At 57.6% G+C, this 22,002-nt stretch carries 22 protein-coding genes and 1 pseudogene; 8 read left to right on the top strand and 15 right to left on the bottom strand.

The features are described 5' to 3' along the window. Window positions 1-342 precede the first annotated feature (342 nt). The 11 genes from ACR2TX_RS23890 to ACR2TX_RS23840 all read right to left on the bottom strand — a co-directional run bounded on the left by ACR2TX_RS23890 (window position 343) and on the right by ACR2TX_RS23840 (window position 7,387). The gene (locus ACR2TX_RS23890; protein ID WP_077728917.1) at window positions 343-822 is read right to left on the bottom strand and encodes a GNAT family N-acetyltransferase; all 480 of its coding nucleotides are present in this window, start codon (window positions 820-822) and stop codon (window positions 343-345) included. 60 nt (window positions 823-882) lie between these two features. Continuing rightward, entirely contained in the window at window positions 883-1,473 is a 591-nt protein-coding gene (locus ACR2TX_RS23885) for a hypothetical protein (RefSeq protein WP_077728755.1), read from the bottom strand. Window positions 1,474-1,984: 511 nt separating this feature from the next. After that, entirely contained in the window at window positions 1,985-2,410 is a 426-nt protein-coding gene (locus tag ACR2TX_RS23880) for a PaaI family thioesterase (protein ID WP_434130834.1), read from the bottom strand. A 153-nt stretch (window positions 2,411-2,563) separates the two neighbouring features. Next, entirely contained in the window at window positions 2,564-3,148 is a 585-nt protein-coding gene (locus ACR2TX_RS23875) for a YybH family protein (RefSeq protein WP_434130832.1), read from the bottom strand. 114 nt (window positions 3,149-3,262) lie between these two features. Then, on the bottom strand, window positions 3,263-3,682 hold the full coding sequence (locus tag ACR2TX_RS23870; RefSeq protein WP_077728758.1) for a PaaI family thioesterase: 420 nt from the start codon (window positions 3,680-3,682) through the stop codon (window positions 3,263-3,265). 185 nt (window positions 3,683-3,867) lie between these two features. Then, window positions 3,868-4,332 carry a YybH family protein gene (locus ACR2TX_RS23865; protein ID WP_077728759.1) on the bottom strand — a complete coding sequence of 155 codons (465 nt, stop codon included), beginning with the start codon at window positions 4,330-4,332 and terminating at the stop codon, window positions 3,868-3,870. 48 nt (window positions 4,333-4,380) lie between these two features. After that, window positions 4,381-4,752, bottom strand: coding sequence for a MarR family winged helix-turn-helix transcriptional regulator (locus tag ACR2TX_RS23860; RefSeq protein ID WP_168175345.1), 372 nt, complete (start codon window positions 4,750-4,752; stop codon window positions 4,381-4,383). A gap of 179 nt (window positions 4,753-4,931) precedes the next feature. Next, complete coding sequence (locus tag ACR2TX_RS23855) at window positions 4,932-5,549, bottom strand: dihydrofolate reductase family protein (protein WP_434130830.1); 618 nt, start codon at window positions 5,547-5,549, stop codon at window positions 4,932-4,934. A gap of 222 nt (window positions 5,550-5,771) precedes the next feature. Beyond that, a complete protein-coding gene (locus ACR2TX_RS23850) occupies window positions 5,772-6,227 on the bottom strand; it encodes a cupin domain-containing protein (RefSeq protein ID WP_077728918.1) in 456 nt (151 codons plus the stop codon). A gap of 54 nt (window positions 6,228-6,281) precedes the next feature. Then, window positions 6,282-6,758, bottom strand: coding sequence for a VOC family protein (locus ACR2TX_RS23845; RefSeq protein WP_077728762.1), 477 nt, complete (start codon window positions 6,756-6,758; stop codon window positions 6,282-6,284). A gap of 68 nt (window positions 6,759-6,826) precedes the next feature. Further along, window positions 6,827-7,387, bottom strand: a complete 561-nt coding sequence (locus ACR2TX_RS23840; protein WP_077728763.1) for a hypothetical protein — start codon at window positions 7,385-7,387, stop codon at window positions 6,827-6,829. 199 nt (window positions 7,388-7,586) lie between these two features. Here ACR2TX_RS23840 and ACR2TX_RS23835 point away from each other — a divergent pair, with 199 nt between their 5' ends. Further along, window positions 7,587-8,684: an IS5 family transposase gene (locus ACR2TX_RS23835; protein ID WP_434130828.1), complete on the top strand. Its 1,098-nt coding sequence runs from the start codon at window positions 7,587-7,589 to the stop codon at window positions 8,682-8,684. Window positions 8,685-8,850: 166 nt separating this feature from the next. Here ACR2TX_RS23835 and ACR2TX_RS23830 read toward each other — a convergent pair whose 3' ends face one another. Continuing rightward, window positions 8,851-9,171, bottom strand: coding sequence for a hypothetical protein (locus tag ACR2TX_RS23830; protein WP_077728764.1), 321 nt, complete (start codon window positions 9,169-9,171; stop codon window positions 8,851-8,853). 397 nt (window positions 9,172-9,568) lie between these two features. Between ACR2TX_RS23830 and ACR2TX_RS23825 the strand changes: the two are divergent. Then, window positions 9,569-9,835: pseudogene (locus ACR2TX_RS23825) on the top strand (tyrosine-type recombinase/integrase); the annotation flags it as partial. 528 nt (window positions 9,836-10,363) lie between these two features. On the opposite strand, the gene polA reads toward ACR2TX_RS23825, so the two are convergent. The 3 genes from polA to ACR2TX_RS23810 all read right to left on the bottom strand — a co-directional run bounded on the left by polA (window position 10,364) and on the right by ACR2TX_RS23810 (window position 16,029). Further along, complete coding sequence (gene polA, locus ACR2TX_RS23820; protein WP_434130826.1) at window positions 10,364-13,078, bottom strand: DNA polymerase I; 2,715 nt, start codon at window positions 13,076-13,078, stop codon at window positions 10,364-10,366. Window positions 13,079-13,479: 401 nt separating this feature from the next. Beyond that, entirely contained in the window at window positions 13,480-15,153 is a 1,674-nt protein-coding gene (locus tag ACR2TX_RS23815; RefSeq protein ID WP_434130825.1) for a serine/threonine-protein kinase, read from the bottom strand. A gap of 54 nt (window positions 15,154-15,207) precedes the next feature. Further along, entirely contained in the window at window positions 15,208-16,029 is an 822-nt protein-coding gene (locus ACR2TX_RS23810; protein ID WP_168183830.1) for a GGDEF domain-containing protein, read from the bottom strand. Between the two features lie 339 nt (window positions 16,030-16,368). Between ACR2TX_RS23810 and rpe the strand changes: the two genes are divergently transcribed. The 6 genes from rpe (at window position 16,369) to trpC (ending at window position 21,805) form a co-directional block, all read left to right on the top strand. Next, the gene (gene rpe, locus ACR2TX_RS23805; RefSeq protein WP_077728769.1) at window positions 16,369-17,064 is read left to right on the top strand and encodes a ribulose-phosphate 3-epimerase; all 696 of its coding nucleotides are present in this window, start codon (window positions 16,369-16,371) and stop codon (window positions 17,062-17,064) included. 2 nt (window positions 17,065-17,066) lie between these two features. After that, window positions 17,067-17,747 carry a phosphoglycolate phosphatase gene (locus tag ACR2TX_RS23800; RefSeq protein ID WP_086134324.1) on the top strand — a complete coding sequence of 227 codons (681 nt, stop codon included), beginning with the start codon at window positions 17,067-17,069 and terminating at the stop codon, window positions 17,745-17,747. 149 nt (window positions 17,748-17,896) lie between these two features. Then, entirely contained in the window at window positions 17,897-19,387 is a 1,491-nt protein-coding gene (gene trpE / locus ACR2TX_RS23795) for an anthranilate synthase component I (RefSeq protein ID WP_434130823.1), read from the top strand. Beyond that, on the top strand, window positions 19,384-19,971 hold the full coding sequence (locus tag ACR2TX_RS23790) for an anthranilate synthase component II (RefSeq protein WP_434130821.1): 588 nt from the start codon (window positions 19,384-19,386) through the stop codon (window positions 19,969-19,971). Before trpE ends, ACR2TX_RS23790 begins: the two co-directional genes overlap by 4 nt. A 9-nt stretch (window positions 19,972-19,980) precedes the next feature. Next, window positions 19,981-21,009: an anthranilate phosphoribosyltransferase gene (gene trpD / locus ACR2TX_RS23785; protein ID WP_434130819.1), complete on the top strand. Its 1,029-nt coding sequence runs from the start codon at window positions 19,981-19,983 to the stop codon at window positions 21,007-21,009. Then, window positions 21,002-21,805, top strand: a complete 804-nt coding sequence (gene trpC, locus ACR2TX_RS23780) for an indole-3-glycerol phosphate synthase TrpC (protein WP_434130817.1) — start codon at window positions 21,002-21,004, stop codon at window positions 21,803-21,805. Before trpD ends, trpC begins: the two co-directional genes overlap by 8 nt. The last annotated feature ends 197 nt before the right edge of the window (window positions 21,806-22,002 follow it).

The following is a 22,002-nucleotide window of genomic DNA, read 5'->3' as shown; positions in this document are numbered from 1 at the left end:
CAAGCGCCTTCTTGGAGTCCAGCACAACGGGACCACGAGGCCCGCGCCAGAAAACAGCCCAATGCCAGAAAGGCCGACCCTGCTCCAAGTGCCACCTGGTGGAGAGAAGGGCAAGTGTAGGTAAAGACTCCCAAGACTGAAACAGCGACTCATCGGGCGAAGCATCAAGCCCGAACTGCCTTAGAAGCGTGCGAACATGATGCGTTTCTGACCAGAGGCGCCGATCCTCCGCGAAAATGCCGAGACTATTCGCCACAGCCTTCGCCTGTTTGTAAGTGACTCCAACGAGTGCAGCGACGCTCGCGATGCCGCATCCCGTTATCTCCTCCTGAATGACCGGTTTCATAGCAAAACCTTCAGTTTGCGCCCGCCGGTTATAGAAAAGCCCTCGCGTTCATAGAACGCCAGAGTTCTGTCAAATTGTGGCAGGGGAGGGGTTGTTACCTCCAATCGAGTCCAGCCACGTGACGAGCCGAACCCCTTGGCCTGAGATACAAGGCGAAGACCCAATTCATCCGAGCGGTACTCCGGCCGAACGTAAAGTTCGGGAATGGTGCCAAATGCTCCCTCCGCGTAGAGGGCGTAGCTTTCATAAAGGGAAATGAACCCTGCTGGCCTTCCATTTTCGTTGCGAGCGACAAAGACGAAATATTTCTCTTGATTAATGAAGTCCGTCAGCCTAGATGCTGTTTCGGCAAAGTTGAAGTTGAACGCCTGAATTCCGATGGCGTTCGTGATTTCAGCCAGCAATTCGCCAACCATTTCGGCGATTTCCACTGCATCCTTGGCAGTGGCTCTTTGGATGGTGATCTCTGTGCTCATTTCATGACACCCAACGTTCGCCATAACCGGCGTGGTTAGGCGGTTTATCGTTTTGTGCTTTCATGTTGCTAATGCTCGTCTTCGAACTGTGACCATTGCCATTAATGACATACATGCCGCAGCTATAGCTGCGGGAAACAGAACCGTCGTGACCGAGTAACTTTCAAGGGCCAAAATTACGAGGACATTACGGGCCGCGAACAAGGCGAAAAATAGCAATGACTCTGAATGCGGGGAACTATATGCCTTCCTCACCGTTGGTCCAAACCCCAGAATATCTACAGTGGTAAGAATGACGACAGCCCACAGTGGGTCTGATGTAAAGTACCAAAGCGGTAACGAAGACAGCGCCGAAACGAAAAACATCCAATCGGTTCTTGTGATCGTAATGTCCGTGCGCTTCACGTAAGCCAAGACCGCGACAAAAATGGTGATGCTTCCCGAAACCCCGATGGGCCAAGCACCAATTCCACCTTTTCCTTCAAGTTGGGCAAGAAAAACAACGAAGGTTGTCGCGCCCCAAATGACCCAGGAAAAAACATGGGGTCGGGTTGCGCCGCTAACGATTGCGCGGATATAGGGAACAAAGGCCGCAAAAGTGAGAGCAATTGCGACGGCGCTCAAAATCTCTTTATACGGTTGGGTCCCCATGCTTTTATTCGCCTAACGATGCTGTGGAAAAAACCAGTTTTCGAACATTTTTGCGTCTGTAACTTGTTGATTGGTTGTGGACTGAATTTTCGAGTAGGGCGTTTTTCTACATTCTCAACGTGAAGCTTGAGGTGCGCGGAAACAGGCGGCAAAGCCGGCTGTCGGAGTGCCTCTCTCGAAGTGAAAGTTAGGGTTATAACTGGCCACAAACTGGACCGTATTCATCCTCATCCTCCATTATGCAGCCAAGCCAAAGACGAAGCGCCTCTGCACGTCTTCCGGTCTGATTCTTCTTACACCAGTTGACTGCGCGGTTTGTCCATTCTGTAGGAGCCATTGTAAGCGCCCCCTGTATTTCACAACTCTTGAGCCAAGCCCGCTGTACGGCCACTATTGCCAGCGCAAAAACGACATGTGCCAATCTCGGTGACATACCTGCCCCCAGTGACCAAGCTCAGCCGCGGCCTTACCGGAGCGAAGCGGAATCAAGGCCGTCGACCGAGGCGACCCGTTATGTCTTCCCCTGCGGGGGGCCTTGCACGAACCAATCAAACATTCCGACCGATGTGACGACACCATCAGAGTCTCTGACCTCTACATCGACGGTGATGGACGACCGCCGTTTCTTTTCAAACTGCTCTTTGAATTTTGAAACGGCCTCTTCGGATACGGCTGGGAACGCGAAAATAGCACTGCTTGCCGGCCTTTTGAATTTGACATGGGATTCTCGCAGGACCGGCACAACCTTCCCCGCAAGCTCGGGAAACAGTCGTTGCAGTGCTTCGCCACTGGCTGTCTCGGCAAGCGCGAACTGTGCGCTCGCATGTATCGTGTTCAAGTGGTTTTGCGTTGACGTGCTGAAGGGCAGTGTAAGCGTTCCTTCTTCCGTTCGGCATATACCGACCTTCTCTACAAAGGGAATAGCAGTAACATCCATGCGTCTTTCCTTTTTAGACATAAGGTTAAGGCGGGGGGCGCGCCCCTCTTGTCGGAGGGGGGCAATCGACGACGCTCGTGAGGTCCGGAGACTTTGTCCCGACCGCAGGCGAGCGGCCTTACCACGGCGTTCTTCCATCTCGGATTCCCGAATTCACCGCACGGCGTTCTGGTAAGCCGCGAGCATGTTTGGGTCCTCGATTGAGCCGTGATGGTGAAACTGCAGCCACCGTCCTTTCACTCTGCGGAAAATCCGTGTCGTACGGATCGCCAAGTCCAGCCTCGTACCATCAACCTCGATCCAGCCTCGCTCTCGGCCCACTACGTAGAACAGATCGCCCGCCTCGTGCTGCGTATAGTCGTAGAACTCGAAATGGTACTGCGAGCGGAACCTGAAGAGACGCTCGTAAACCGAGCGAATCTCCGGCCAGCCCCGTTTGACGCCGCCCAGGGGGTTGTCCATGACCGCTTCCGCAGACTGGTCCCAGTTTTGGGCCATCAAGTTCAAGTCGCGGTTGTTGATGGCTCGATAGAACTGGGCGAGAACTTGGCGAGGCTGGCCTAAATCACCTAAATCCTCCTGACCGGTAACCGGCGCCTGGGTGGGCTCAATGCGGCCCAAGGGGGCATCTGCCTGTCGTGTCCTTGCCGCCGAGGCATTCGGCGGCAAGGACTTCGCCGATGCCACGGCAGCTATCGAACCTAATGCCGCGAGAACGATCACAAACGTACGAATCATTCAATGTGTCTCCTAAATTTCACGAGGGACTCCTCCGTTGCTTTTGTCGCCGGCTGAGGTTTGACATGAGAGGCGACCGGGCCGCAGACCGGGGGAGGTCCATTGATGGAAGGCTCAGGTGCCCGGTTTGTCATAGAGAACCATTTGCGTGCAGCGGAAAAGTGCAATGGTCTTGCCTGTCTCTCGGTGAATGACGATTGCATCCCAGAGCTGGGTTGTCTTGCCGAGGTGAACCGCCTTCGCGATACATTCGATCATGCCTTCGCGGGCGGTTCCGACATGATTGGACTTGAGTTCGATCGTCGTGAACCCTATGGCTTCTTCAGGGAGATTGGCGACGCAACCATAGCCTGCCGAGGTATCGGCGAGCGCGACGACGCTTCCTGCATGAAGAAAACCATTCGGTGCCATGAGCGACGCCTTTACCTGGAGTTCAGACCGTACTTCCGCTGGTCCCACATGAGTGACGACGATGCCAAGATAGCCTGGCAAGTTTTGCGCGCCGAGCTTGTTGAAGTGATCCGGGGTAAGCATTGGGCACCTAAGGATGGTGTAGAAGAAACCAGTTTTCGAGCATTTTTGCGTCTGTAACTTGTTGATTGTCTGTGGGCTGAGTTTTCGAGTAGGGCGTTTTTCTGCATTCTCCAGGTTTGGATTCACCGGCACTGCGCGGTGTTATCGCGCAGCATCCGGCGGAATCATGGGTTGGGCTTCTTGTTCTATTTTCCTAGAACGGCCGACTGGTACTCGGCCAATAATGCAGGATCGTCGATAGATCCATGGTGGTGTATCTGGTGCCATTTTCCGCAATCCATTCGGTAAAACCGACTGGTACGGATGGCAAGGTCAACTTGCTTCCCATTAGCGCGGAAATATCCTCTTTCTCGACCGACAGCGCAGAACATGATTCCGGCGTGGTGAATCGTATAGTCGTAGAACTCGACATACACCTCGGCAGGGCCTGCGAAAATTCTTGAATATGCTTCTTCTATCGCTTCCCACCCTCTACGCACTCCGCCAAGGGGATTGGACATTGATGCCTCGTCGGAATTTGCCCAGTTGGCGCTCATGAGTTCCAAGTCTCGGGTATTAAACGCACGGTAAAACTCCTCAAGAGCATTAAGTGGCTTGCCATCGTTTTCCGTAGATTCGAATCCGGTAATCGGATTAGTTGTAAGGTTCATCCCGTATCTCCATTAATGGTTGTATGAGCAACTTTATGGGCAAAAAAATCACGACAACAATCGAGCGGTTTTGCGAAGTTGTGCCACGAGGGCTTTCATTTCAGCTTCGCCCAAATTACCGCACATCCTCCTATATAAAGCATCGCATGTTGCCTCCAGCGCTTCCTTCATGCTCTTGGCCTTGTCGGTAGGAAACACTCGCTGTTCGCGATTGTCTTCAGCCCCAAGTTTTGATCTTTGGACCAACCCCTTTTCCTGTAACGAATCAACAAAACGGGTGATAGTAGATTTCTCGAGCTTTAGCTCACTAGCGATCGCCTTATGGGATATTCCAGGTGACGCCAGCACGAGTCTGAGCAAATAGGCATGCGCAGGCGACAAGCCAAGTTCCTTGAAAGCCTCGTCCCAAATGCGATTCACTGCTCTTGCTAGAGCATTGACATTGAAATACAGACATCTCTCAAACACTGTCGTAGTGTAGAGTATTGTGGTTGTATGTACAACCTTGCGCCCTGCGCATGGCGCCGCGGTTCAGGCGCGTCCGAGCGCCCTGCACATAGCGTTGCCTGGAACCGCTTGTTAGGCGTCACTGGCTTTTCCTACTCAACTTCTTCGAACGCCCCTGTGCGCACCTCGCCGCTGCGCACGTAGCGGGTGATCAGCACACCGCCAGGAGTGCTGGTCGAGTGCGCCAGGGTGAAGGCCGACACCTGTGCATCATCGTCGAACAAGCGCTTGCCGCGCCCAAGTACGACGGGATAAAACAGAAGCCGAAGCTCGTCCACCAACCCGGCTGCAAGCAGTTGGCGCACCATATCGCCGCTTCCCCACGTCAATAGGTTCACGCCATCCTGGTGTTTAAGCGCGCGAATCGCGTCGACAAGATCGTCCTCCAGCGCATGACTATACTGCCAGTCAAGCGTATCGGGTCGGTGCGTGGCCACGTGCTTAGGCACGCTGTTGAACAGGTCAGCGATGGCGTGGCCGGCCCGTACACGCGGCCAATACGCCGCCCATATGTCGTAGGTACGACGCCCCAGCAACAGCTCGAACGGCTGCGCGAACAGGTCCTGCACAGCTTGGCCGGTGGCCTCGTCGGCGTAGGGCACTATCCAGCCACCGAGACTGAATCCCCCGCTGGGATCTTCTTCAGGCCCACCGGGGGCTTGAATAATGCCATCCAGACTGATGTGTTCGGCAACGATCAGCTTGCGCATACTCTTCTCCAAGTTCGACCTCATGAAAGTTCTCGTACAGGGAATGCCAATCACTGCGACCAATCAGCTTCATTCCCTAACGGATAGTCGAACGAGACTCTGCGAAATCGACGGTGCGATGCCTGGATGACGGCTAACGATGCGCGTGCAGCCGCGTGCGTCTTCGCGCGTCGGCTGCACGCGCTTGTTAGCCTCGCGACGAGGACATATCGTTCCCGCCGGCTAACCATATGGCGTGCCGTCCTTGCGAACGAACCGTCCATCAGAGTTCGCGCTCTTCATGTCGATGTCAGAGCACGTCGTCAGATCTTCTGGATGCCGCGAACCCACTTCCAGATAGATCGCGACTGCTGATGATTCATTCATCAAGTGATGACCATTACGTGTGCCTTTTGGAAACGCAGCGCATTCGCCGGCCCGCAGCAGAGTTCTTCCTTGATCTTCAACAAGCGTGACTTCGCCTTCGAGTACATAGACGAACTCGTCTTCGTGACTGTGCCAATGCCGTTGGCTCGACCATGCGCCGGGAGGCAGCGTCATCAGGTTGACCCCGAAGTCCTCAAGGCCACCTGCGTCACCCAGCCTTCGCCGAGTACGCGTAGTGCATGGCACATCGAATGGGCTGGGATACCCAGAACCTTTTCTCATGGGCACCGCCGCGATGTCGATCTTCGGCATGGGCATGACCTCCTTTGCGGCTAACATTGGCGTTAGACGCCAATGCTTCAGTTCTCAACGCTTACGGCTCACGGGATTCGCTCGGGAAGTCTGCTGCCCGAGCTGTTGGGCGAGCCCGATGAGAATTCCTTCGGGGCCCCGGATGTAGCAGAGCCGATACATGTCTTCATACTGGACCACTTCGCCGACGAGCTTCGCGCCGCGTTTGCCGAGACGGGCGAGCGTATCGTCGATGTCCTCCACGGTAAACATGATGCGTAGGTAGCCGAGAGCGTTCACTGGGGCGCTGCGGTGATCGGCGACCACAGGCGGCGCGAGGAATCGAGACATCTCGAGCCGGCTGTGACCGTCCGGCGTACGCATCATGGCAATCTCGACGCGCATGTCGCGCAATCCAGTGACGCCATCTGCCCAGTCTCCTTCGACTGGGGCGCGCCCCTCGAGCTCGAGACCAAGTTCGGTGAAGAACTCAATGGCGGCATCAATGTCTTCCACCACGATGCCGACGTTGTCCATACGCTTTACCGTCATGATGTCTCCTTGGCGTCTAACGCTAAAGTTCAGCCGCGCCGCTTTTGGGCGTCGGCTGGGACGCCTTGTTAAGTGTCCTTTTCATCAATACAACCTTGATTGATGGTTTTACGCCCATGCTCTTCAACCATATCCCTAACCAAATAAGTTGCTGTGATATTGGGCCATTTATCTACAGCTAAAGCCGTAGAAAGACCACAATACACAATAAAGATAGCTTTCTTTAAATCATCGTCTCCCGGAATTTGGCCAAATTCACTTACCCTAGAACGTACACAATTGATAAAGTCCCTTATCTTTATTTGCAATTTTTCGGCTTCGAGATTGTGAGCTATCTGGTTTCGCGCTCTTTCGAGTTGCATAAGGGACGGCCAAACCCAATCATATTCTTTTGTATTTTCGTTCTTCATAGCCCTAACTAGGGCTACCAAAGGTTCCCATCGTATAAAAAAGGAGTCTATATACTCCGGGTGATTTACATTTTGTTTTATAAATTTATAAAGCAATGACTCAGCCAACTGGTGCCCTCGAAGAATAATAATGTCTACATCTTCCCTCTTCTCAGGGAAGTATGTTTGAAACATCTTTAAAGATTCATTCAAATCTTTTAGATAATTTTCTTCAGTCATCCATTGTGATTCCGCAAGACACTTAACGATTTTCTTCAGCCGCGCCCGCGCTGAGGCACAGACGAGCCATGCAGTGTCGCGGGCGTCGGCTGCAAGAAATGGTTAGCAGGCTGGTGAAAAACTCTGACAGCCGCGCCGAATTGGGCGGATCAAGTCTTTGACCGGTTAAAATACCCGCTCTATTTTTTCGAGAACGACAATGCGCGGCGAAGATGTCAGCCAAGGCACCCTGTTCAGCTACGTGAGCCTGGAAGAGCGGGTTCCCAAAGATCATCCGCTGCGCCGGATGCGCCTGTTGGTGGATGGCCTTCTGGCCTCGCTGTCGGATGAATTTGCGGCCCGCTACTCGCACACCGGGCGCCCCTCGGTGGCTCCGGAAAAGTTGCTCCGCGCGTTGCTCCTGCAAGTGCTGTATACGATTCGGAGCGAGCGGCAACTCGTCGAGCAACTCGATTACAACTTGCTGTTCCGCTGGTTCGTCGGGCTGGGAATCGACGACCCGGTCTGGGACCGCACCGTGTTCTGCGTCAACCGCGACCGCTTGCTGGCGGAGGGCAGCGCCCGTGACTTTTTCCGCCGGGTCCTGGCCATAGCCGAGTGGCAGGGCCTGGTGTCGGACGAACACTTCAGCGTCGACGGCACCCTGATCGAGGCGTGGGCTTCCCACAAGAGCTTCGTCCGCCAGGATGGCAGCGGACCCGACCGCCCGGCGGGGCGCAATCCCGAGGTGGACTTCTCCGGCGAGAAGCGGAGCAACGCCACCCATGAGAGCACGACCGACCCCGACGCCCGGCTGTACAAGAAAGGCGAACTCACCGAAGCCAAGCTGCGCTATATGACCCATGCCCTGGCCGAGAATCGGCACGGGCTGATCGTGGATGTCGAGACCACCCAGGCCACCGGCACGGCCGAAGTCGAAGCCGCCGAACGGATGGTCGAACGCACGGTCCCGGAAGGCGCCACAGTCGGGGCCGACAAAGCCTACGACCAGGAAAAGTTCGTGGCGGGCCTGCTCGCGCGGGGCATCCAGCCGCATGTGGCCCGCAAGAAAAGCGGCAGCGCCGTGGACGGCCGGACCGCGCGGGGTAAAGGCTACGCGATGAGCCTCCGGCGCCGGAAAATGGTGGAAGAAGCCTTCGGCTGGATCAAGACCGTCGGCGGTTTCCGCAAAACCCGGCACAAAGGTTTGGCCAAGGTCTCCGGACAGGCGCTCCTGTGCTTTGCCGCCTATAACCTGACCCGGTTGCTGAACCTGATGACCTTTACCCCGGTGGTGGCGCGGGCGGTGCCCGCCTGAGGCGGGGTGCGCCCGAAGTCTGCCCAGAGGCGGGCGAAGGGGACGGAAAAGCCCTGAATCGGGGGCAGAAAGGCCCGACAGACCGGCGGAAAACCCACTTTCTCGCCCGAAAAAAGCCTTCCAGGGATGGGTAAGGGGAAAGATCGGGGAGTTTTTCACCATCCTGTTAGAGGCGTTCCTGTCTGAGAACGCGCAACACTTCTCCATCAGCGTTTTCTGCCTTCGCGATGTAGTCTTTTCGGAGCCAATCAGCCATCAATGGGTCGGGGTCAAGGAAACTCAATCTGGCTAGCTTGAGAAGAACATCTTTGCTTGGTCCCCGCCGCAGCCAAAAGTGGAAGGCACCGTTTCGGTAGTGCTGCGAGGCCCGTTCACTGCCCGGCTCATATTCTGCGATCTGTCCATTCAATAGTTCGTCCGGGAGCATGCCCCATTCGACCCACTCGCGAGGGTACTGCATCAGGTTAATGAACTCGTTCTTGGTCATGCGTTTTCTTGCCGGCCTCTAACGTGGAGGTGAGGGGCGCGGAGCGAGCGGCCGCGCCGCTTGCGGAGCGTCCCTCTCGACCGCAGGGTTAGAGAGCAACGTCTTCACGCGGGGAAACCCGAAAAATATAGTGTCACACCCGTCAACAATGCAGCAAAAGCCGCGACGGCGACCAACTCGCGGTTGTGTGGGTGTGATTGGGCCGGTGGATAGCGACCCAACGTAAGCACGCGAAGAATAATCCAGCCGGGCCAATAGAAAATACCAACGAACAAAACATCGATTACAAACTGCGCGATGGCGCGGACAACAACTTCAGCGATTGCATCGAGTGCTACAGAGTCAGCTCCCTAACTTTGTATTAGAGCCTACCCCATCTGTCTCGACGCAAAATCAAGCCTTGGCGCGAAAATATCCTCAAAGCCCGAAAGAGTGGGGCTGGCAGTATGTGTTTCCCTCCGGGAGCTATTCGATCGATCCGCGCAGCGGCCGCGAGCGGCGGCATCATGTGGATGAAAAGCTATTGTAGCGGGCCATGAAAAAAGCCGTTCAGGCTGCCGGAATAGCCAAGCCGGCGACGCCGCACACGTTGCGGCATAGTTTTGCCACTTATCTGATCGAAGGGGGCTACGATATCAGAACCGTCCAGGAACTGCTCGGCCATAGAGCGTTTTCCGGATCGGTGTAAGGGATTCGGATATGTAGGTCGGCAATCCCTTGCCGACGTATCGGCTCGGCGAAGGGCTTTGTCGGCAAGGGATTGCCGACCTACGTTCTCCCCTCCTGGAACGAATCCGTACACCGGGATGGAAAACGCTCTAAGGACGTGAGCACGACCATGATTTATACCCATGTGCTGAATCGAGTCCTTTGGCCGGACTAAGTTGAGCTCTTTCTGAACTGGTGTGGCTACCAACCCTTTCGTCGGCAAAGGATTGCCGACCTACGACCGTGCCGCTGTAGGTCGCGATTCCTTTCGCGACATTGCGCCGCTCGGCCCGCGGCTTGCCTCTTGATTTCCAAGACGGTATCTTCAATTCGACCCGATCTCCACATCCACGACCAAGGGCACCGCTAGGTCCATCGCGCGGCACATGCGGTTGCCAACGCCGGATGCCCGGCGCCGGTACTTTCGGCCGGGGTCAATGGTTTTGTCCAGTGGACAAGGATTTTCAGATCTTCCTTAACGCATTCAATGCGCCTCATCCCAATTAGCCCCGATCCCCACATCCACCACCAAAGGCACCGCGAGCTGCGCCGCGCGGCACATGCGGTTGCCGATTTCGCGGGCGGCTTCGTCGACATAATCCTCCGCCACTTCGAATACCAATTCGTCGTGTACCTGCATGATCATGCATACCGGAGCGCGGGATTCCTGAATCCAGGCGTCCACGGCGATCATGGCGCGCTTGATGATGTCCGCCGCGGTACCCTGCATCGGGGCGTTGATGGCGGTGCGTTCGGCGTATTGGCGGCGCTGGGCGTTGCGGGTTTGGATCTCGGGGATGTATAGCCGCCGGCCGAACAGGGTTTCCACGTAGCCTTTCTCCCGCGCCATGTCGCGGGTCGTTTCCATGTAGCCTTTGACGTCGGGATAGCGGGCGAAATAAAGGTCGACGTAGCGCTGCGCCTGGCTGGTGGGAATGCCGAGCTGTTTCCCCAGGCCAAAGGCGGACATGCCGTAGATGAGGCCGAAATTGATCGCCTTGGCGGAACGGCGCTGGTCGGGCGTGACCTGTTCCGGCGGCACGCCGAATACTTCTGCGGCGGTGAAGCGATGGACGTCGGTATTGTCGTGGAAGGCGGCGCGCAGGCTGGGATCGCCCGAAATATGCGCCATGATCCTGAGCTCGATCTGCGAATAGTCCGCCGCGAGGATCTTGCGGCCGGGCGGTGCGATGAACGCCTGGCGGATGCGGCGGCCTTCCTCGGTGCGAACCGGGATGTTCTGCAGGTTGGGGTCGGAGGACGACAGGCGGCCGGTGGCGGCCACGGCCTGGTGATAGGAGGTATGAACGCGGCCGGTGCGGGGGTTGATTTGCTCCGCGAGCTTGTCGGTGTAGGTCGACTTGAGCTTGCTCATGGAGCGGTAGTCCAGGATCAGTCGCGGCAGCTCATAACTTTCCGCCAATTCCTGTAACACCGATTCGTCGGTGGACGGCTGTCCGGTCGGCGTTTTCTTGACTACCGGGATGTTCAGCTTGTCGTACAGGATGGTCTGGATCTGCTTGGGCGATCCCAGGTTGAACTGGCATCCCGCCGCCTTGCAGGCGTCCTGTTCGATCTCCAGCATGCGCTTTTCGAGCTCGCGGCTTTGCTGGGCCAGCTTGTACACGTCCACCAGCACGCCGGTGCATTCCATGCGGGACAGGACCGGCACCAGCGGAATTTCGACGGTTTCGTATAGCGATTTGAGCGAATCTTCCGCCTCGAGCTTCGGCCAAAGATGGTGGTGAAGCCGCAGGGTGATGTCGGCGTCTTCCGCCGCGTATTCGGTGGCGCTTTCGATGCTGACCTGCTGGAAGGGAATCTGTTTCGCGCCTTTTCCCGCCACGTCTTCGTAGTGGATGGTCTGATGATTGAGATAGAGTTGGGCCAGGGAATCCATGTCGTGCCGGGTGGCCGTACTGTTGAGCACATAGGATTCGAGCATGGTGTCGTGGCGGATGCCGGTCAGCGCGAGGCCGTGATTCGCAAGGACATTGGCGTCGTATTTGAGATTTTGTCCGAGCTTCGGGCGGTTCCGGTCTTCCAGCAAAGGCCGGAGTTTTTCCAGAACGTAATCGCGGCTGAGCTGCGCCGGCGCGCCGGGATAATCGTGAGCGACCGGGACGTAGGCCGCTTCGCCCGGTTCCACCGCGAACGACAGTCCCACGACTTCCGCGCGGCTGTAGTCGAGGCTCGTGGTTTCGGTGTCGAAAGCGAAATATTCCGCGGCCTCCAGCTTTTTCAGCCAGCGCTCCAGTTCATCCTCGGTCAGGATCGTTTCGTAGTTACCCTTGGTTGAGGTTTGCTCGATAGGGGCGGCCGGGTTTTCGGCAGTGTTCGAAGCATCCAGTTGCCGGAGCCAGGAATTGAATTCGAGCTGGACCAGAAGCTCCCGAAGGGCGGCTTGATCCGGTTCGGTTCGTTTCAAATCGTCCGGTCCGATCGGCAGATCCACGTCGCACTTGATGGTGGCCAACTGGCGCGACAAGGGAATTTGATCGAGACTGGCGCGAAGATTCTCGCCGACCTTGCCGCCGATCTCGTCGGCATGGGCGAGAATGCCGTCCAGCGAGCCGTATTCATTCAGCCATTTTGACGCCGTTTTCGGTCCCACCTTGGGAATGCCGGGAATATTGTCCGAGGTGTCGCCCACCAGGGCCAGGTAATCGACGATGCACTCGGGCGGCACGCCGAACTTGGCTTTTACGCCCGCGACATCCAGGCGGCTGTCGAACATGGTGTTCTCGAGCATCACCCGGTCGTTGACCAGTTGCGCCATGTCCTTGTCGCCGGTGGAAATGACGACCGAAAACCCCTGTTCGACCGCCTTCATCGTGAGTGTGCCGATGACGTCGTCCGCTTCCACGCCGGATTCGATCAGCAAGGGCAGGCCCAGCGCCCGGATAATGGCGTGCAGCGGCTGAATCTGCGCCCTGAGTTCGTCCGGCATCGGCGGCCTATGGGCCTTGTAGTGCTCGAAAAGATCGTCGCGGAAGGTCTTTCCGGGCGCGTCGAACACGACGCCGATATGGCAAGTCTCATACTCTCCGATGAGCTTGCGCATCATATTGGCAACGCCCAGAACCGCGCCGGTCGGTTCGCCCCGTGAGTTGTTCAAGGGCGGCAGAGCGTGAAACGCGCGGTACAGGAACGATGAACCGTCGACGAGGACAAGTTTTTTTTCGGCTGGTTCGGACATGTTTCTTATGGAATAGGGCGGGACGGAAAAATCATTTTAACAGTCCGATGATGGTTACCGGCATGGGGCGGGCAGTTTAGTGTGCGTGAAAAAAGCGGGCTGTCGGCGAAGGGTTGCCGGCTCACGAGTTCTCTCGTCCCGTTCTGCGCATGAAGTAAACAATGCCCTCTCCAGCGGGAGAGGGTTGGGTGAGGGGAGATTAAAAGGTATTGATTCTTTTGATCCCCTCATCCCAACCTTCTCCCGGAGGGGAGAAGGAGTAACATCTTTTGCGACACCCTCAGAGAGAGCTTTTGGTTTTACTTTCTTGGCTATCGGCAAGCCAGGTTTTGAGTGTTCGCACCGATGTTCTCGCTGCAATCCGCTCCCAATAGCGCTTCGCCACCTATGGCCGAGTTTCGTTATCGCGGCGGTCCGAAAGGTGGCGGGGGCGGGTGTCCCTCGGGCACACAGGCGAAATAGGCGTGAACCTGTTCACAGCGTCCCCGTGCCAGTGGCCTGCCCGGAGGATGGAGATTACAGGCCATTCCCGCCGTCCTGCCTAGACAGGCCTCGATGGCATGGCGAGGCGGCGGGTAGGGAGGATGATCGAAGCGGTGTACGAATTCGGGCTGTCCCGGTTGCCTGTTCTCCGGTCCCCAGGCTTCGGGCGCCCTTTCCGGCGGAAACGGCGGCGGCGCCGGAATAACAGCGGGCTCTTCCCTTGGAGGTGGTGGGGGCGGGACGGGTTCTTTCCACGAGGGCGGAGACAATGGAGCCGCCGTGGGTTTTTCCGCCGGGGCGATGACGGGTTTCTCGCTTGTCGCGGGAGGGTTCTCCGGTCGTCGGGACAGGTCTACCGGCCCGAAAATGACGAGACCCCAAACCAGCAGAGCCGTTCCGAACAGCACCCACAGCCAGGCGGGAACAGAACGACTGCGCTTCAGCAGTCCGAGATTTCTGCCGCACTTTGCACAGCGGAAATGGCTCGGATTCGCATCCATCGGAACGGATGTTGCCGTCTTGCAGTGAGGGCAGTTCAGACGGGTACGACCCGACGATGGCGGCATTGGCTTTCGCGGAACCGCGGTCGATTCGGACTGTCCGGGGCCATTGGCCGGTACGGGAGGCATGAGCATTGCCCGAAGTTCCGGGATGGTCTGAGGGCGCCGTTCCGGATCGACGGCCAAGGCCATCATGACGGCTTGGCTGAAGCGGGTCGTTATGGATGGAATCCGCTGATGCGGAGGCACCATTTCATCCTTTTTGTACCGGCTGATCGCCTCCTGCGGCTTTACGCCGGTCACCAGATAATAAAGCGTGGCGCCGATGGCGTAGATGTCGGCGGCAGGGGCGAATTCGTGCTTTTCGAGATATTGCTCGAAAGGAGCGAAGCCCGGCGTCAGCATCACGGAGAGCGTCCGGCTTCTTTGCCCGTGCAGGGCGAGTCGGGCGGCGCCGAAATCGAGCAGGATGGGAGTTCCGCCTTTCGCCAGATAGATATTGGAAGGCTTGATATCCCGGTGGAGAAAGCCTTTTTCATGGACTTCCTTCAAGCCGTCCAAAACGGGAAGCATTAGGGCTGTTGCCGTGGCCTCGTCGAGCTTGCCGCCATTGCGCTTGAGATATTCTTCGAGAGAAATGCCTTCGCAGTAGTCCATCACCAGATAGGCGGTGTTGTTCTGCTGAAAGAACTCCCTGACCCGCACCACGTTGGGATGGCTGAACTTGCACAGGGTTCTTGCCTCCCGCAGAAACTGTTCCAGTCCATAGGCGAATTCCTCGCTGCCATCGAGCGTGTGTGGCGTAACCGTCAGGCTGTTGGCCTCCCGTGCCACCAGGTCGCGGGGCAAATATTCCTTGATCGCCACCGTGGTGTGCAGCACCAAGTCCCAGGCGAGATAGGTCACGCCGAAACCGCCGGGTTTGCCCAGGATGCGTCCGACGAGGAATTTGTTGTTCAGGACGGCCTGATAAGGCAGTGCGAAAGGGCTGCGCCGATGATCCGGCCGATACCCGCAGGCGGGGCAAACCGCGGATTCGCCCTTGTCCTGCATGCAGCCCATGCATAAGTTGCCGAAATTGTCGACAGCCATGTGTTTGCCGACTATGGACGGTGGATTTTTGGCAAAAACACGGGATTTATGCGTTTACCCACGGCCGCGAAAGACAACCGTCCGGTTTCTGCCCGCATTTTTGGCCTGGTATAGCGCGCTGTCCGCACGTTCTATCAGGTTCCGGGAAGAGCAGGTTGCCGCCTCGGCCGGTCCGAAGGAGGCAGCGCCCAAGCTGATGGTAACCTTGATTTCTTCTTCATCCTGGACGATGGCGGCGGTTTCGACCGCGTACCTTAACTTCTCGGCCGTGAATTCTGCTTGCTCGGCATCGCTATCCGGCAGGACGATGGCAAATTCCTCACCCCCGTAGCGGCTGAAAATATCGCTGTTTCGCAGATGGGTTTTCACTGTGTTGGCGACGTGCAGCAGGACCAGGTCACCGGTCTGGTGACCATAGGTATCGTTGATGCGCTTGAAGTGATCGATATCGAACAGAATGATGGCGAATTTCGTCGGAAATAACTGGCTGTAACTGCATTTTTGTTCGAGATAGTCCAGAAAGAATTTTTTATTGAGGATCTGCAGCACGGGATCGAGCATCGCGAGCTTGTGCAATTCCTCGTGGTAAGCGAGTTCCAGGCTGTTGTTGGCGATGAATTTGAAAAGGGTGTTTCCGAAAGTGATCAGATCCTGGTCGCGTAAGACGCATAGCATCTGTTTTTCCATATTGACGAGAGTTCCGTTCTTGCTGTTTTGGTCCTCGATGATGAATTCGGATCCCCGCTTTCTGATGACAGCATGTTTCCGGGATACGGAACTCTCGTCGATTTGGGCGTCTGCGCTTTTGGATCGGCCGATGACCATTTCGTCTTTATTCAGAACGATCCGTTTCCCCACATGGGGACCTCTAATCATGATCAGGCAAGCCACCAACTCGTTTCGGCCGCTTTTTCTTTCGGACCATTGTGTGGCGGATGGCCTCGTTGTTTCATCTGGCGATGTCTCGTTTCCCATATTTTCTCCCGGGAAGATAGCGGACTTTTGCGTCGGCATTTTTTAAAGGATAGGAGTTTATCGGCGGATCGGGCGGGTAACGTTGGTGGGGCCTCGGCTTGCCCGTCCGAAAGCCAAATGTGAAAATACCCAATCCATTCGGATCGGCGCCCGCGATTGATGACCGATACCGGTGTTCCCAGTTGGATTTTAGCCGGAGCGTTATGAACGTTCCGTTTTTTCTTTAGAGAGCCATCGCCTATGAACGAACTCTGGATTGCGCCTTCGATTTTGTCCGCCGATTTTGCCCGCCTCGGCGAGGAAGTGGTAAACGTTCTGAACGCCGGCGCGGACATCGTCCATTTCGACGTGATGGACAACCATTACGTCCCCAACTTGACCATCGGCCCCTTGGTGTGTGAAGCGCTGCGCAAGCATGGTGTCACCGCGCCCATCGACGTGCATCTGATGGTCAAGCCGGTGGACCGCATCATTCCCGATTTCGCCAAGGCCGGAGCAAGTTACATCACGTTTCATCCGGAAGCTTCCGAACACGTGGACCGTAGCCTTCAGCTGATCAAGGACTCGGGCTGCAAAGCGGGGCTGGTGTTCAACCCGGCAACGCCGCTCAATTATCTGGACCACGTGATGGACAAGCTCGACATGATTCTGCTCATGTCCGTCAACCCCGGTTTCGGCGGCCAGTCTTTCATTCCCTATGTGCTGGACAAACTGCGCGAGACCAAGCGGCGCATCGAGGCCAGCGGGCGCAACATCCGGCTGGAAATCGACGGCGGCGTCAAGGTGGACAATATCCGCGAGATCACCGCGGCCGGGGCCGATACCTTCGTGGCCGGATCGGCCATTTTCGGTGCCGGAAAGGACAGCGATCCGAACCGCTACGACTCGGTCGTGCGCGCATTGCGCGAGGAAATGGCCAAGGCCAGAGCCATTTAATAATGCTGGATCGCACGCCGGAGCTCATTGCTTTCGACCTGGACGGCACGCTCGTGGACAGTTCGCCGGATCTGGCTGCTGCCGTCGATGCCATGCTGGGCCGGCTGGGCTTGCCGCCGGCCGGGGAATCGCGGGTGAAAGGCTGGATCGGCAACGGCGTCGACATGCTGGTGAAGCGCGCGCTGACCGGAGAAATGTGGCCTCAAGGCGAGCCGGCGCGATTCGCCGAGGCCTTGCCGATGTTCATGGATCTGTACGAGGCGAACGTCTGCAATCGCAGTCGCTTGTTTCCGGGTGTTGCCGAAGGGCTGAAACTGCTCAAGGCGGCGGGTTTCCGCCTGGCGTGCGTCACCAATAAGCATTCGAGGTTCACCCGTCCGCTGCTGGATCGGTTAGGCGTACTGCACGATATGGACTTCGTCGGTTGCGGCGATCAATTCGAAAAGCATAAGCCGGACCCTTATCCCTTGCTGAAGACCGCCGAATTTTTCGCAGTCGAGCCTTCCCGCGGTTTGATGGTCGGCGATTCCGCGAATGACGTGAAAGCCGCGCGGGCGGCTGGGTTCATGGTCGTCTGTGTGCCTTATGGCTATCATGGCGGCAACGGCGTCGAGTGTCTGGAGCCGGATGCCGTCGTTTCGTCCCTGACCGAGTTGCCCGCTTTATTGAAAAAAGCCGCGTGAGCATCATGCATCGACCTATTCTGAAAGAGCGATGGCGTCACTGAACCAGCCTCAAACGTAAACCGGGTTGGGCCGGAAGGCCTTAACCCGAGGAATGGCTTATTGGGTTACGCTTCGCGAACCCGCCCTATCTGGATGGACAAGACATCATGACGCCCGAACGATTTCAGAAGTACGCCGATCAAGGCTACAACCGCATTCCGCTGGCTCGCGAGGTCCTTGCGGATCTCGATACGCCCCTGAGCGCCTATCTCAAACTGGCCGACTCGCCTTATTCCTATCTGTTCGAGTCCGTGCACGGGGGCGAGCAGTGGGGGCGTTATTCCATCATCGGTCTTCCGTGCCGCACCGTGATCCGGGTATGCGGTTCGGAAATCATGGTCGAGAGGGACGGACGCATCGTCGAGGCGAATCGCGTCGATAATCCCCTGGACTGGATTCGCCGCTACGGTGCACGCTTCAAAGTTCCGCAGATCGAAGGCTTGCCGCGTTTCACCGGCGGGCTGGTCGGCTATTTCGGCTACGAGACGATTCATTACATCGAACCCCAGTTGCACTGCGAAAAACCCGATCCGATCGGGGTACCGGACATTTTGTTGATGGTGTCCGAGGATGTGCTGGTATTCGATAACCTGTCCGGCAAGCTGCTGGTTCTGACCCATGCCGATCCCTCCGAGGCGAATGCTTACCATCAGGCGCAGGACCGGCTGGAAACGCTGATCCAGGGACTTCGGCAAAACCGTTTGCCGGCGAATCGGGGCCAGGGGGCACAAAAACAGGTCGATGAAAGCGACTTCGTCTCGGGCTTCACCCAAGAGGGTTTCGAGAACGCGGTGCGGCGGGTGAAGGAATATATCGTCGAGGGCGACGTGATGCAGGTCGTTCTTTCGCAGCGCCTGTCGATTCCGTATTCCGCCTCGCCCATGGATTTATACCGTGCCTTGCGCTGTCTGAATCCCTCGCCTTACATGTTTCACCTGAATCTCGCGGATTTTCACGTCGTCGGTTCTTCGCCGGAAATCCTGGTGCGCGTAGAGGACGAAACCGTTACCGTCCGGCCGATCGCCGGCACCCGGCGGCGCGGCAAGACCCACGAAGAGGATCTGGCCCTGGAGCGGGAGCTTTTGGCCGACCCCAAGGAAATCGCCGAGCACCTGATGCTGATCGACCTAGGCCGCAACGACACCGGGCGGGTGGCGGAGACCGGCAGCGTCCGCGTCACCGACAAGATGATCATCGAACGCTATTCCCACGTCATGCATATCGTGTCCAACGTCACCGGCCGTCTGGCCAAGGGCAAGGACGCTTACGACGTGCTGGCCGCGACATTCCCCGCCGGCACCGTCAGCGGCGCGCCCAAGATCAGGGCCATGGAAATCATCGCCGAGCTGGAGCCGGTCAAGCGCGGAGTCTATTCCGGCGCCGTGGGCTACATCGGCTGGTCGGGAAACCTGGATACGGCCATCGCCATCCGCACCGCCGTCATCAGGGACGGCACCCTGCATATCCAGGCGGGAGCGGGCGTGGTGTACGATTCCGTTCCCCGAAACGAGTGGGAGGAAACGCTTAACAAGGGGCGTGCGGTATTTCGTGCGGTCGCCATGGCGGAAGCCGGGATCGAAGGAGGGCGGAGCTTATGAGCGCTCGCGTATTGATGATCGATAACTACGATTCGTTCACCTACAACCTGGTACAGTACCTGGCGGAATTGGGCGCCGACGTGGAAGTGGTGCGCAACGACCAGATCGACGTCGAGGAAATCGAAACGTTCGCCCCGGACAAGATCGTCATTTCGCCGGGACCGTGCACGCCGAAAGAGGCGGGCATCTCGGTGGACGCCATCCGCCAGTACGCGGGCAAATATCCCATTTTGGGCGTCTGCCTCGGCCATCAGAGCATCGGCTACGCGTTCGGCGGCAATATCATTCACGCCAAGAGCATCATGCACGGCAAATGCTCGATGGTGCATCACCGGAATACGGGGGTATTTCGCGGGTTGAACAATCCGTTCCAGGCGACCCGGTATCATTCCCTGGTCATCGAGCAGGAAACGCTTCCCGAGTGCCTGGAAGTCACCGCCTGGACCGAGGACCGGGACGGCAAGATCGAGGAAATCATGGGCGTCAGGCACAAGCAGCTCGCCATCGAGGGCGTGCAATTCCATCCGGAATCCATCCTAACGGAGCAGGGCCACGACCTGCTGCGCAATTTTCTGAATCGCTGAGGGTTTTCGATGGAGATGCCAGTCGTCCTGCAGGCTTTGTTGGATAAGAAAAATCTCGGCGCGTCGCAGATGCGCAAGGTGATGCGCACCATCATGAGCGGCGGCGCCACGCCGGCGCAGATTGGAGCCTTTTTGGTCGCGCTTCGCGCCAAGGGCGAAAGCGTGGAGGAAGTGGTGGCGGCGGCCAAGGTGCTGCGGGAGATGGCCACCAAGGTTCCGGTGAGGGGCGATCATCTCATCGACACCTGCGGCACCGGCGGCGACGCCAACCACACGTTCAACATCAGCACCACGGCGGCATTCGTGGTAGCGGCGGCCGGCGGCAAGGTGGCCAAGCACGGCAATCGCTCGGTTTCCAGCCGTTCGGGCAGCGCCGACGTGCTGGAGGCGGCGGGCATCAATCTCGATTTGACGCCGGACCAGGTCAAGGCCTGTATCGACCGGATCGGCCTGGGATTCCTCTTTGCCCAGCGCCATCACGGCGCCATGAAGTACGCCATCGGCCCGCGGCGGGAAATCGGCGTGCGGACCCTGTTCAATCTGCTCGGACCGCTTACCAATCCGGCCGGCGCGCCCAATCAGCTGGTCGGCGTTTTTTCCGACGTCTGGGTGGAGCCGCTCGCGGAAGTGCTGCGGCAGCTCGGCAGCAAGCATGTGCTCGTGGTGCATGCCGAGGACGGGCTGGACGAAATCAGCATCGGCGCGCCCACTCACGTCGCGGAACTCAAGGACGGTCAGATCACGACCTATAGGCTGACGCCGGAACAATTCGGCATAAAACGCGCGCCCTTGAGGAAACTGACCGTCGATACCGCTGCCGCGAGTCTGAAGATGATGCTGAGCGTGCTCGACAAGGAACCGGGTCCGGCTCGGGACATTACCGTTCTCAACGCGGGCGCGGCGATTTATGCGGCCAATCTGGTGGACAGCCTGGAGGCGGGCGTTGAGCGTGCGAAAGCGGTCATCGACGCCGGTTCTGCCCGACGGAAGCTGGACGCCTTGATCGAATTCAGCCAATCCATAGCCATTCATGAATAATCCCCCCGACATCCTGCAAAAGATTCTGGCCCGCAAAGCGGAAGAAGTTACCGAGCGCCGTTTGCGCACGCCGCTGGAGGAACTCCGGCGACAAGCGGAGGAAGCCGGCGCTCCTCGCGGTTTTGTTCGCGCTCTACGTAGCAAGGTCGACAACGGCGCGGCCGCCGTCATTGCCGAAATCAAGAAGGCTTCGCCCAGCAAGGGCGTGATGCGGCCGGATTTCCGCCCGGCGGACATCGCCCGGAGCTATGCCGATCACGGCGCGGCTTGCCTTTCGGTGCTGACCGACCGGGATTTTTTTCAAGGCTCAGAGGAGTACCTGAAAGAGGCCGGAAGCGTTTGTTCGGTGCCGGTGCTGCGGAAGGATTTCATGATCGATCCGTACCAGGTGTTCGAGGCCCGCGCGATCGGGGCGGATTGCATTCTGCTGATTGCCGCCGCCTTGAGCGATGCGGCCATGTGCGAACTCGCGGATGTCGCCGTCGACCTCGGCATGGACGTGCTGGTGGAGGTACACGATGCCTCCGAATTGGAACGCGCCTTGCGCCTAGACCTGCCGCTTGTCGGCATCAACAATCGGAATCTTCGCACCTTCGAGACCCGCCTCGACACGACGCTCGACCTGCTGGAACGGATTCCGCCAGGCCGCTTGGTCGTAACCGAGAGCGGCATTCATACGCCGGAGGACGTGTCGCTGATGCGGCGTCACGGCGTCCACACCTTTTTGGTCGGCGAAGCGTTCATGACGGCGGAAGATCCGGGCGTTCGTTTACAGGCCTTGTTTGCTTCAAACTAAGGTGGATTCGGTGCCGCATCGTCCTGGGATGGTGTCGCAACGGTAGGCCGGGATGACGACCGAATCGCGGCAACCCCGAGGAAATGCTGGGTTTCGTTCATCAACCCAGTCGACGTGTTAAGCTCACGACATTAGCCCTCTCGGAGAGGGCAGGGGTGAGGGTAATCGAAAGATCGCTTTCTTTCCGTAATTTGCAG

The sequence above is a fragment of the Methylocaldum sp. GT1BB genome (genome assembly GCF_051027545.1).
Taxonomy (GTDB): domain Bacteria; phylum Pseudomonadota; class Gammaproteobacteria; order Methylococcales; family Methylococcaceae; genus Methylocaldum.
Note: the sequence above shows the minus strand (reverse complement) of the source record. Positions and strands in the feature narration are given on the sequence as shown.